The organism is Pseudomonas sp. PS01303 (assembly GCF_029959385.1).
Lineage (GTDB): Bacteria > Pseudomonadota > Gammaproteobacteria > Pseudomonadales > Pseudomonadaceae > Aquipseudomonas > Aquipseudomonas rustica.
In genome coordinates, this window is record NZ_JASCPK010000058.1 from 23,109 (window position 1) to 33,896 (window position 10,788).

At 59.6% G+C, this 10,788-nt stretch carries 13 protein-coding genes; all 13 read right to left on the reverse strand.

Annotated elements, in window-relative coordinates; translation table 11 throughout:
* Positions 1-4: 4 nt before the first annotated feature.
* Positions 5-520: an integrating conjugative element protein gene (locus QMX93_RS16810; protein ID WP_282357174.1), complete on the reverse strand. Its 516-nt coding sequence runs from the start codon at positions 518-520 to the stop codon at positions 5-7.
* Positions 517-1,065, reverse strand: a complete 549-nt coding sequence (locus QMX93_RS16815) for a lytic transglycosylase (RefSeq protein ID WP_282357176.1) — start codon at positions 1,063-1,065, stop codon at positions 517-519. Before QMX93_RS16815 ends, QMX93_RS16810 begins: the two co-directional genes overlap by 4 nt.
* Entirely contained in the window at positions 1,047-1,760 is a 714-nt protein-coding gene (locus QMX93_RS16820; RefSeq protein WP_282357178.1) for a TIGR03759 family integrating conjugative element protein, read from the reverse strand. Before QMX93_RS16820 ends, QMX93_RS16815 begins: the two co-directional genes overlap by 19 nt.
* 9 nt (positions 1,761-1,769) lie before the next feature.
* Positions 1,770-2,441: a chemotaxis protein gene (locus tag QMX93_RS16825; protein ID WP_282357180.1), complete on the reverse strand. Its 672-nt coding sequence runs from the start codon at positions 2,439-2,441 to the stop codon at positions 1,770-1,772.
* The gene (locus QMX93_RS16830) at positions 2,438-2,980 is read right to left on the reverse strand and encodes a PilL N-terminal domain-containing protein (protein WP_282357182.1); all 543 of its coding nucleotides are present in this window, start codon (positions 2,978-2,980) and stop codon (positions 2,438-2,440) included. The genes QMX93_RS16825 and QMX93_RS16830 overlap by 4 nt, the downstream gene beginning before the upstream one ends.
* A 109-nt stretch (positions 2,981-3,089) precedes the next feature.
* Positions 3,090-3,836, reverse strand: a complete 747-nt coding sequence (locus tag QMX93_RS16835; RefSeq protein WP_282357196.1) for an ABC transporter substrate-binding protein — start codon at positions 3,834-3,836, stop codon at positions 3,090-3,092.
* 51 nt (positions 3,837-3,887) lie between these two features.
* A complete protein-coding gene (gene radC / locus QMX93_RS16840; RefSeq protein WP_282357184.1) occupies positions 3,888-4,382 on the reverse strand; it encodes a DNA repair protein RadC in 495 nt (164 codons plus the stop codon).
* Positions 4,383-4,480: 98 nt separating this feature from the next.
* Positions 4,481-4,738, reverse strand: a complete 258-nt coding sequence (locus QMX93_RS16845; protein ID WP_282357186.1) for a hypothetical protein — start codon at positions 4,736-4,738, stop codon at positions 4,481-4,483.
* Positions 4,739-4,809: 71 nt separating this feature from the next.
* Positions 4,810-5,391 carry an STY4534 family ICE replication protein gene (locus tag QMX93_RS16850; protein WP_282357188.1) on the reverse strand — a complete coding sequence of 194 codons (582 nt, stop codon included), beginning with the start codon at positions 5,389-5,391 and terminating at the stop codon, positions 4,810-4,812.
* Positions 5,392-6,330: 939 nt separating this feature from the next.
* The gene (locus QMX93_RS16855) at positions 6,331-8,298 is read right to left on the reverse strand and encodes a DNA topoisomerase III (protein WP_282357189.1); all 1,968 of its coding nucleotides are present in this window, start codon (positions 8,296-8,298) and stop codon (positions 6,331-6,333) included.
* Positions 8,299-8,510: 212 nt separating this feature from the next.
* Positions 8,511-8,978, reverse strand: a complete 468-nt coding sequence (locus QMX93_RS16860; protein WP_282357191.1) for a single-stranded DNA-binding protein — start codon at positions 8,976-8,978, stop codon at positions 8,511-8,513.
* On the reverse strand, positions 8,975-9,493 hold the full coding sequence (locus QMX93_RS16865; RefSeq protein WP_282357192.1) for a DUF3158 family protein: 519 nt from the start codon (positions 9,491-9,493) through the stop codon (positions 8,975-8,977). Before QMX93_RS16865 ends, QMX93_RS16860 begins: the two co-directional genes overlap by 4 nt.
* Positions 9,490-10,245 carry a PFL_4669 family integrating conjugative element protein gene (locus QMX93_RS16870; RefSeq protein WP_282357193.1) on the reverse strand — a complete coding sequence of 252 codons (756 nt, stop codon included), beginning with the start codon at positions 10,243-10,245 and terminating at the stop codon, positions 9,490-9,492. The genes QMX93_RS16865 and QMX93_RS16870 overlap by 4 nt, the downstream gene beginning before the upstream one ends.
* Positions 10,246-10,788 lie beyond the last annotated feature (543 nt).

Below are 10,788 nucleotides of genomic sequence, written 5' to 3' on the forward strand. Positions count from 1 at the left end.
GGATTCACTGTTCCAGTGCCGTGGCGGTGATCAAGACGGGGTAGTGCTCGATCTGCAAGCGGATGGCAATCTCGTTTCCGCTGACCGGGAGGATGGTGAGGCCCGGCGCCGCCGCTCGGATTCGGAGAAAGGCTTCAGTATCGGCGACTTCGACGGCCAGGCCGGCGGCGCCCATTTCGCGCAATCCAGCCGCGCGTTGACGCAACCAGGTCAGCGACAGAGGATCGCCACCCACCAGAAAAAATGGCTGTAGGCCTGGCATGTTCAAGGTTCGTGACGTGATCGGACCGGGGCTCAATCGGGAACTGCTGATCGGCAGTAGCCAAGCCTCATCGGTAACCGTGGACAAGTCGGCATGCATGGCACGATCAGGCTGAGCTCGCTCACTCATTTGAGCACCCGTCACGTGAAAATAGGGCTGGGTGACGTCGTCAGGCGAATCTCCGACCACGGTCAAATCCGCTTGGGCGAAAGGTACCCAAAGCAGGATGCAATAACAGATGAGGGGTCTGCGCTTCATGGTGGTGTGACCTCGTCGAAGGAAATCAGCAGCCGTTCGAGTTGCCGGGTAAAACCCGTGCGGTAGCGCGCAGCCGGTGCACCTCCCGCCGGGCGGTGATAGCGCCCGGCCGCCAACACCCAGTCCCCGGTAACGGTGTGATGCTCACTTAGCAGCGCGGCAGTCACAGCGAGATTGCGGTAGGGGTCGAGGGCTTCGCAGGGGCTGGAAAAGCGTTGTGCCTGGTAACCCCAATTGGTTTGCCCGAGACCGACATCAATCCGCTTGGCGTCATGCTCGGCGAGCGCCTGGAGCAAGGCCCGGCACGCGGCCTGGCGAGTGGCGAAACGGTAAGGTGTCCCGGCGATATTCAGCGTCCAGGGCCAGGGCAGCAGCCGACCCCGGACGCGGATGCCACTCTCCTGCAAGGCAATGGCAAACAGCACCGTCGACGGGATGTCGGCGCCCTGTGCCGCCAACTGATAGGCGGGTGGAGGAAACTCAGCGGCCTGAGTCGCCAGCGTCATCAGCATGAGTACCAGGCCACTCAGTCGAGGCGTTGCCATTGTCCATTCACCTGTTGGAACGTCATGGGCAATGACCCTGGCGCGCCGAGGCTAAACCAGTGACCTCGGTCATGGTTCAGGGTGATCTGATGGCGTTGAACCCGGGCCGGGTCAATGCCGGCTTGTCGAGCCCAAGTGCGCACGCGCTCATCCTCACCTTGGCTGCCCACCAAGTAGATATCGAATGCCACGTCAGCGTTTTGCAGGCGCTGCGCTTCGGCGGTACACGCGGGGCATTGGTCTTCCACAAACAAGGCTGGGCGGGGGGCGACCGGTGAGCTGGTTGGGGAGGCCATGCCCTGGATGGGCAACAGCCCAGGAAATAGCTTGGCCCAGGCGGCGTTATAAGCGTTTTGGTAGGCCAGTTCGCGCTCAGCCCGATTGGCTTCCAGGGTGACTTGCAGTTCGGCATAACGTTGACGTGCCTGGTCGGTCTCGGCCTCAATTCCGAGTGCGGTCAACGGATCGAGGTTCGGGCTCCAGAAACCGCGCGGCCCCGCTTGGATGTGCTCGAAGCGCGACCACTCTTGCTCGGTCAGTCCCCAGTTTGCCGCTTGCGCGATGCGGGAACGTTCCAAAGGAGTCGACGGCGTATCCTGAATCGATGACTGGGTCGCGAAGGTATCACCGAGCGCAGAACCAGCGGCAAGCAGCGACACGAGGCAGAAGATGGCGGGCAGCAGCGCTCTGTTCATGATCACTCCTCACGGCAGTGGCACGGTCTGATCGGGTTGACCCGTTACCGCGAAGATGGCGGATCTTGGCTCCAGTGCTTTCAAGCGCCAGGCGCCGATCTGCTCGCCGCTATGCAGCAGCCGGATATCGGCGAGAGCGCGACTGCCATGCGGCGCGGTGGCCAGAAAGCGCTCGCTCGCACGGGACTCGACAGCCAGAACCGAGAACGGTGGCGAGAGTGGGACCGGCTGGGGGCGAGCGGTCTTTTTCGGTTTGGCCGCCGAAGGTGCCAATGGAGGGGCTGACGGCGGAGTCTTGAACTGCAGAAACTGCTTTTCGACCTGCTCAAGGCGTGCGTGCAGTGCCGTCATGTCGGCCTCGGTGATGCGGGCTGCCAGTCCATCGCGCAGTTCCTGGAGCTCTTGCGCCCACTGAGCCAACAGGGGATCGAGGGTATTGGCTTGTTGCTCTCCGGTATCGACCGCTTGCTTCAGGTCGTTCAACGCATACTGCAGTTTTTCCTGTACGTCCTGTAAGGTTTTTGAATCGCGTTGCAGGGTGTCCAGGGTCTGCAGGCGTTGGGTGGTCGTGCTTTGCAATTCGTTCAGACGCTGGCATTGGTTATATAACCCACCGCTCAGGCCGGCGATCGCCAGGCAAAGCACCCCAACGATGAGGGTTTGAAAGGTCGAGGCTTTCATGGGCGCGCCTCCGGTGAGCTGAACAGTACAGGCGTCGGCGGCGGGGTGGCGACATCGGTTTTTTGTTGTGTGAAGCAGACCGAGCGACTGACTTCGTCGACCGTGAGTGGCCAGGCTGGACCGGCCAGCACCTGCAACGCATTTCGCAGGGTGATGGGGCCAAGCCGGTAATGGGCTGCCGGCAAGGGTCGAGTAAAGAGCACTTGAAACGATGGATTGGACGGACAGAGCGAATACCCCGAACGCTGTAGCACGTGGAGCAGGGCGTCCTGTACCGAGGGGCTCAGGTTGGAGGGGATGGTTACCTCGATGATTTGCGCGAGAAGATCCTGCTGCTCCGTGGTCGGCGTGGTGCTGACCAGCGCATAGCGGCCGTAACGACGCTCTGCCTGATGACGTTCTGAGGCTACGCCGATCATGGCCTGGGCCCGATTGGCACCACTGTCAATCAGTGACTGGGGCGCTGATGTGTTGGGGGCTTGTGCGGTGCAGGCGCTGAGCAGGACCAGCAGGCAGACAGGCGTGAAAAAACGGCCCATAAAAAGATCCTCATGTCAGATTCAGTGCAGAACCTGACATGAGGAGCAGGACGAATCAGTGGGAAAGCCGACTCAGAGCGGGTCGTTTTAATACAGCGACTTTATGTCGTTACTCATCAAAAACGGCGAGTCCGGCCAGGACAGCGGCGTCGGGATCGAAGATCAGTAATCGAACATCGGCCAACGCCGCGAGGTGCAGCACTTTGACCAAGGCTTTCGGTGTGCCAGCATCGCGTTGCTCTTGTTTGAGGGCTGAATAAGGCTTGCCCTCAATGTTCGACAAGTTTTCGTCCGTCCATGGCGTGCCAATCAGCTTGCAACCGATACCGCTGCAATCCGGCAAGGTGAACAGTTCGAACAAGAGGCCGGTCAACTTGGGCGCGGAGTTATCTAACCACCTTTCCAGATAACGCATCGCCTCTTCGGGCAAATGTGCGGTACTGATTTCCCAGGCTCGACTGTAGTGCCCTGTTTCGAAGCTCAGACGATGGATCATCTCTTGGGCTGCTTCCAGGGAGTAAAGGTCACCGACGTGATGTCGTTCATTGAGCGATTCGCTGGTCACGGTGTAGAGCACTTGGCGCACCAGTCCGGCGGACTGGCAGCGTTCATCCAATGCATCTGGGATGGATTGGCCTTCGCTAATCAGGGCGAAATCGTCATTAAACAGGCAGGGGAACAGTTGCAGTTCATCGTCCGACAGATGGGCTTGCGAGTGATGTACAGGGCGAACGCAGGGAGGGCAGTCGTTTTCATAGGTGATCAGCAGCAGCCGTTCAATGCAAAGATTGTCGTAGCCGCGAGCAAAAGGGTTTGGGCCTGCCAGCAGGGTTGGGGCTTGGTGTATGGGGTTCATGAGGCTTCTCCAGGATGAAATGAACAAGGCGCCCGAAGGCGCCTGTGAGGGTTAAAGCCAGCCATATTCGGCCAGAGAGAGGGGACGGCCTTTGCCCACGATGAAGTGATCCAGTACACGTACTTCGACCAAGGCCAGGGTTTCCTTCAGGCGTGCGGTCAGCAGGCGATCTGCCTGGCTGGGCTCCGTACAACCTGAGGGGTGGGTATGAACCAAAATGGCCGCCGCCGCGTTATGAGCCAAGGACCGCTTAATGACCTGTCTCGGGTAAACGCTGGCGCTGTCAATGCTGCCGTAAAACAGGATTTCGAACGCCAACATCCGGTGCTTGGCATCGAGAAAAATCACCCCGAAAACTTCATGTTCTTGTTGCGCAAGATGCAGTTTGAGGTAGGTCGCCACGGCGTTAGGTGAGGCCAGGTCGGGGCCGCGGGAGAACAGCCGACGATCCAGAATGTGCAGGGCTTCGTCGATTACGCGGTTTTCTTGGGCGATACGATCGGTCTCGAAATCCGTGTTTTCAATCAGCATGAGTTGTGTGCCCATGGTGGTACCTCCGATGGGATAATCAGGGGGACGCACCCCAGGGGAGTGGTCTCCCCAGGTGGGTATGAAGTCGCGGGCGTTAGCCGATGTCGCGTCGTTTACAACCGAGTGAATTGGTGGCGTTGACCCGATCGAGGCGAACCACAACCTTCACAGGGCAGCGCGGAAAAGGTGTTGATTCCCCAGCCGGCTTCGACGTCGAAGTCGGCACTGATGGGCATCAAGTGCATCAGTCCAGGTTGGATAGCAGCGAGGCGTTTCTCGGCTTCATCCGTTGTGTCGTAGAGCGATAACGCGCTGTAGTCCTCGTAAGCAGCAGCGAACAGGCAGTTGTCGCAAAGCCAGAAGGATTCCATGGTGGTGCTCCTGTGCTGAGTGAAGAGCAGGCGCTCGACGGAGCGCCTGGGTGAGGAACATCGTGCACTGTTCAGACGGACTGAACGGTGTGGGTAGCGTCACGGCGAGCCGTGCATGGAGTGGGTTGGGTTTCAGGTTCGAGCTGAGCCTCGGTTGGGATTTCGCTCTCTTCAGCTTCAGCACCGGCCGACGTTGGAGAGGGCTCATGATTCGGCGCTTGCTCAGCAGGGACTGTGGCTTCCTGCCGGGCGGGCGCTTTGTACTCGAGCGTGCCGTTGACCTTGATCCAGTCGATGAAGAGCAAGCGACCTTTCAGACTCGCGCCTGGCTGGCCCTGTCTCTCACCTTTCTCGTAGAGAAACGGATCGATCCACAGATCACCGATACGAAACGACAGCAACACCTTTTTCTCGGCGTTGACGGCGTCCATATAGAGACGAATCAAGCGTTCAGCTTCGCCGCCGGCGACCTTGCAATCGAAGCGGGTGTATTCCACCGCATCGGTGGCACCGTGTAGGGCGGCGATATCGCAGGCCATGAACGGCTGGCCGCGGCGGACTTGTACTTCACGAACACGGTTGAGGTAGCCAATACCGACGGTGTGCAGGTTGAAGTAGGTGGCGGCTTCTTGGGGTTGGTTGGCGTGGGCCATGATGGTTCTCCTGTTTCAAGGAAAAACGGCGACGCACACTTCCTGGGCGGGAACGTGAGCCCCCGTCAGGGTGGGTTAACTAAAAGTCAGCAATGAACGACCCGCCACCGGCAAGCCGATGACGAGCAGTACACTGCATCCGGGAATAGCGGTACGGCAAAAGAGCGTCCGCGGGAAAAGTCCGAGGACTTGGGGGAGTGGGCATTCATCACCGCTGAAGCGGTAACCGTGCGAGCTTCCGAACGCTGATCGCACTTGGGTCAACCACCACGAACGTGGCGTAGCCTTGAAGGTTTCGGCTACCTGGGCTGGGCTGTCAACGACAGCGAACCACACCCTTTCTATAAACCTGGCAACGTGGCGCGTCAAGGCGTTGCAAGCCGATTTTTGACACCCGGAATACAGTGGCAATCACTGGAATGAAAAAAGTGAAGAGGGGGCCTGGCGGGGGCCAGGCGAGAAACAGAAAAGCCACCTTTGACGGTCTTGCGCAGTTGAACAGCTCCTCGCAAAGCTTGATTCACTGCATCATAATTCGCCAACCGACCCTTGTCGTGGCCTGGGTCGGAACCTACTGGCACGCATCCGCGCACAAAGGGTGCCCAGTGTTTCCCCGGTGGGCTCCGGGGCTGAATATGAGCGTCGAAGCGGATGACCGCTATTGTCTGGCAGAGGCAACAGTGGTCATCCGCCACCACGATCAGGTCGAGCAGGACGTGGGAACATTATTCCACTGAGAAGAAGGCCCCGAACTCTGAGAGTCCGACCGAGCTACCCGGAGCTAATCGGTCTTGGGTCGCCATTGGCGATGCACCGGAGCTACTACAGCAGAGGCGGTGCGACAGCGTCAAGTCTGAGGCCAACACCGAGGTACTGCCGAACTGTGCGGTCATTCGCGCCACCCTTTCCCAAGAACAATCCTGATGTCTTGATGGCGCATCATTGGCGATGCTTGTCTTTTTTGAGGGGTAAAGCCCCCTTGCAGGCAGGGTACTGGCAACACGACCAGAACAGTCCCGATTTCCCCTTACGCTGATGCATCGTCTCATTGCAAACCGGGCATGCCGGACCGGCTTCGACAGACACCGCCAAGGTGAGCGTCCCACAGTGTTCGATCAATTGCGCAATCCAGCTCGCCTGCTTGGCAACGAACGCCTCGAGGGTCAGGCGTCCCGCTTCGATTTCGTCCAGGGCCTGCTCCCAGATCGCGGTCATCCCCGGATCGGCGACCGCAGCCGGTACTGCCTCGATCAGGGTATGGGCCGCCGCTGAGGCCATGAGGGCGCGTTTATTTTTCAGCAAATAACCACGGTCGATCAAACCCTTGATGATGCTGGCGCGCGTGGCTTCGGTGCCGATGCCCGTGGTGTCCCGTAGTTTCTGTTTCAGACGTGGATCGTTGACCAACTTGGCCACGTTTTTCATGGCCTTGATCAGATCGCCCTCGGTGAGTGGTTTGGGCGCGGTGGTGCGCCGGGCCTTGAGGTCGACGTCGCTCACGGTGCACGGCGTGCCTTGTTGTACGGCGGGTATTACCTGAGACTTCTGGCTGGGCTCATCGTCTTCGGCGGTGTCGTCGAGCAAGCCTTTCCAGCCTTGGACCAGGATCTGTTTGCCCACCGCGGTTAGTCGTTGTCCGCCGCACTCCAGTTCGACCTGGGTTCGATCAAACTCATGATGCGGCAGAAATTGCGCCAGGTAATGGCTACGAATCAGTTCGTAGACCTGGCGCTCTGGCTCGGACATCCGCGTCAGGTTCGCCGGTTCGGTGGTGGGGATGATGCCGTGGTGCGCGGTGACCTTGGCATCGTTCCAGACCCGTGAGCGCAACGAGCGATTGAGTCTTCCGAGTGCGGTCTGTAACCCGGGATCGGTGGTGAGCAGGGCCTCGAGTACTGCGGGTACCTCATCGAACATATTCTCGGGCAAAAAGCGGCAATCACTGCGCGGATAGGTGGTGGCTTTGTGGGTTTCATACAGGGCCTGGGCGATATTCAGGACTTCCTGAACACCGAGCCCCAGCTTGCGCGAGCAGACTTCCTGCAGCGTGCTTAGGTCGAAGGGCAGGGGCGGTGCTTCGCGGCAATGCTCGGTCTGCAACGAGAGCATCGTGGCGATCTTGCCGCCAGTGATCGCTTGGACCGCCTGACGGGCAAGTGCCTGCTGCAGGCAACGACCCGCTTCATCCCGTCCTGAGCTGGGCGGTAACCACGAAGCGATGAAGCGCTGACCCATCGAGGACAGGTGCACCTCCACGTCCCAATAAGGCACCGGGACAAAACTGGCAATCGCACGATCCCGATCGACCACCAAGCGTAGGGTGGGGGTTTGCACCCGTCCCACCGACAATACCCCATCGTAACCCGCGCGCCGGCCGAGGAGGGTGAACAGCCGACTCAAGTTCATGCCGATTAGCCAGTCGGCGCGGCTGCGGGCGAGGGCTGCGTGGTAGAGCGGAAAGGTCTCCTCGCCGGACTTCAGCGCGGCCAGTGCCTTGCGGATAGACGCCTCGTTGAGTGCCGACAACCAGAGGCGCTGAAGGGGCCCTCGATAGTGGCAAAGCTCCAGTAACTCGCGGGCAATCATCTCACCTTCACGGTCGGCGTCAGTGGCGATGACGACGCTGGAGGCTTCGATGAGCAGGCGTTTGATGACGTTGAACTGTGTGGCAGTCTTGGGTTTGACCTCGACTTTCCATTGCGTGGGAATGATGGGTAGCTGATCCAATGACCAGCTATTGTACTGCTCGCCATAGGCTTCGGGCGGAGCGGCCTCGAGCAGGTGACCGATGCACCAGGTGACGGTGGTGTCGGTGCTCATCAGGCAACCATCACCGCGCCGGCTGGCACCCAGTACTTTGGCGATGTCTCGACCTTGAGAGGGTTTTTCGCAAAGGAATAAACGCATAACGCTGCTCCAGATGGGGTCCAGAGCAGCGTCATGGGAAACAGCTGGGGCGGGCTATGAGAAACCTGAATGCCAGGCTTCCCACATTAGTCATGGAGGGAAGCCAAGCATCGGAGGGTAATTGTCAGGCTCACGAGAGACGAAGCACTGCTGCCGCGGGGTTTCACGCAGAGGAGCAAATGGCATGCCGGTCTCTATCGATTATTGGCCGATTACGCCTTGCGTTTCCTGGGTTTTACGGCGGGTGAAGTACTCTGGCCATTGCCCGGCTCAGGGCTTTGCTCGACGTGTTTTCCAGGCGTTGCCTGTTCACTGGAGCGTTCCCGCATGACCACATTTTGCACGCGGTGCGGCAGGATACCGACACGGCGGGCCTCGATCTTGAAGGTCACCCGCGGGTTGTCTTCGCTGTCCTCCCACTCGTCCTTGACCGTGCGGCCCTCGACCAGGATGCGCATGCCTTTCTGGTACAGCGAGCTCCAGTGTTTGGCCTCGCGGTGCCAGAGTTCAACCGGTGCCCAGTACCCGCCGCGGTCTTCATAGCTGCCATCGCGTGGCACGGGGTTGTCGAAATACACATTCAGCCGGAGCAAACGGCGTGGTTCGTCATTGCCCGAGGTAAACTCCTGGAATTCTGGCGCACTGCCGATGTTGCCTTCGCCGACGAAAAAAGTACTCATCGTGATACCTCCACTGCGGTTGTGAGTTGGCGCAGCAACTGCTCGGCGCTGGCCATTTTGATCGCGCAGGTGGTGGCCTGGCGAAAGAGTGAATGCGTCACGCTCATTTGCAAGTTCAGGGCAATGCGCTCGCATTCAAATCGGTGCAGCCCTTGGCGAAAGGTCTGTGGCAGGGCTGGGTTGGCCATTTGCTGCTCCCAGACCGCCACGCCCATGCGGGCAAAGTCACGGGTGCGCCAGCGTAGAAAGGTGCTGCCAGCGCTGGTGTTTTGCAGTACCAGATGAATATCCAGCAGTGAGTAAGGCGCACGTCCGGCCTGCTGCATGACGGCCTCCATCAAGCGGCATAACTGCGCCTCGATGTCCCTCGCTACCTGCGCCAGGTGTTCCAACTCCCCCTTACCCTTAAAAGGTTTTAAAAGGCCTTTTAGGGAGGCAGCGTGTTCGAGCTGTCGATAGGCTTCTGGTGTCAGCACGTCGAGGGGCATCGATTGCGCCGGGTTCATGGGGATCATGCCTCATCCTCCGGCTCAGGCAGGATCGCTGGCGGATCTTCCGCGTCGCCTACCAGGGCTTCAGTGTCAGCCATGGGCGCAGCACCGCCGCGAATGATCGGCGGTGCGAACTGCGAGCGACGAAGGCCTTCGAGAATGTCTTGCGGCGGCAGACCGAACTTGTCGATGGCCTCATAGGCACGAGCGTTGTTCGCCGCCATGTCATCACGGGTGACACCGGCATGTCGAAAGCGCTGCGCCAGGCCGAACAGGCTGCGCAGCAGATGGGCACCGTTGTCGATCCAGGCTTCCATATCGACGCGACCAATCAGCGCGGTGTGGTGGGCCAGTAAAGTGCGGCGCACCAAGGTGTCGTAGTCGGTCAGCAGGTAAACCGCCAGGAAACCCAACTGACTGCCGATGTACAGCGGCAAGGTCACCGGATGGATGTTGAGGTTGTCACCCATGTCGATCTGGGTCGGCAGGTCCTGCTTGACCCGATCCAGTTGCTGGGTCAATTCCAGCATCCCGACCTTGGCCTGCAGCAGTTTTTCTTCAAGTTGCAACATGGCCCAGTCGGCGTAGGGATCGTCGTGAGCCGAGGTTTGTTTGATCAGGTTGGTGACGCTGATATACCCGGCCATGCCCATGATCGCGTGAACGCCTTCGCGTGCCGTCCGGCCTTGCCAGATACGCGCGGCGTGGTGGGTGTGCAGGGTCAAGGTGATACTGCTGCGCAATGAGCCCAGGTTGAGTTGGTAGTGATCGGCCACGGTGTTGTCCTCGCAGGTGCTTGGGCGAGAGCATTGCGGCGGATGCTGTGCAAGGGCAGCCCAAAAGCTGAATGCGGTCTGTTCGGTTTGCCGAGGTTGGATGGATGCCGCTGATCGCTTACGGGCGTGATGCCAGTGGCATCAAATCCACTGATGTCCAGGGTCGGCACGGGGCCACTGTCCTCCAAAGGTTCTGGGGCCTCAGGGCGGCATCCGTCTTGATGCCAGTGGCATCAAATCCACTGATGTCCATGATCGGTTCGGGGCAACTGTCTCCCAAACGATCCGGGGCCCGAGGGCGGCATCCGTCGTGATGCCAGTGGCATCAAATCCATTGAGATACATGATTGGCACGGGGGGACAACTACCCCCCAAACGATCCGGGGTCTCAGGGTGGAATCCGCATTGATGCCAGTGGCATCAAATCTACTAACTGCCAGGGTGTTTAGTGGGGAGCTGGCGCAACTCATCCAGACAGGCTTGCACCAAGGGTGATAGAGGCTCTCCCGGTTTTCTGGATCGTGGTGGTGGTGGTGGTGGTGG

Coding starts and splice junctions, on each gene's coding strand:
- QMX93_RS16830 (WP_282357182.1), bottom strand. CDS start 2,980: ATGGGCCGTTTTTTCACGCCTGTCTGCCTGCTGGTCCTGCTCAGCGCC.
- QMX93_RS16835 (WP_282357196.1), bottom strand. CDS start 3,836: ATGAACCCCATACACCAAGCCCCAACCCTGCTGGCAGGCCCAAACCCT.
- radC (WP_282357184.1), bottom strand. CDS start 4,382: ATGGGCACACAACTCATGCTGATTGAAAACACGGATTTCGAGACCGAT.
- QMX93_RS16865 (WP_282357192.1), bottom strand. CDS start 9,493: ATGATCCCCATGAACCCGGCGCAATCGATGCCCCTCGACGTGCTGACA.
- QMX93_RS16815 (WP_282357176.1), bottom strand. CDS start 1,065: ATGGCAACGCCTCGACTGAGTGGCCTGGTACTCATGCTGATGACGCTG.
- QMX93_RS16845 (WP_282357186.1), bottom strand. CDS start 4,738: ATGGAATCCTTCTGGCTTTGCGACAACTGCCTGTTCGCTGCTGCTTAC.
- QMX93_RS16855 (WP_282357189.1), bottom strand. CDS start 8,298: ATGCGTTTATTCCTTTGCGAAAAACCCTCTCAAGGTCGAGACATCGCC.
- QMX93_RS16820 (WP_282357178.1), bottom strand. CDS start 1,760: ATGAACAGAGCGCTGCTGCCCGCCATCTTCTGCCTCGTGTCGCTGCTT.
- QMX93_RS16860 (WP_282357191.1), bottom strand. CDS start 8,978: ATGAGTACTTTTTTCGTCGGCGAAGGCAACATCGGCAGTGCGCCAGAA.
- QMX93_RS16825 (WP_282357180.1), bottom strand. CDS start 2,441: ATGAAAGCCTCGACCTTTCAAACCCTCATCGTTGGGGTGCTTTGCCTG.
- QMX93_RS16810 (WP_282357174.1), bottom strand. CDS start 520: ATGAAGCGCAGACCCCTCATCTGTTATTGCATCCTGCTTTGGGTACCT.
- QMX93_RS16850 (WP_282357188.1), bottom strand. CDS start 5,391: ATGGCCCACGCCAACCAACCCCAAGAAGCCGCCACCTACTTCAACCTG.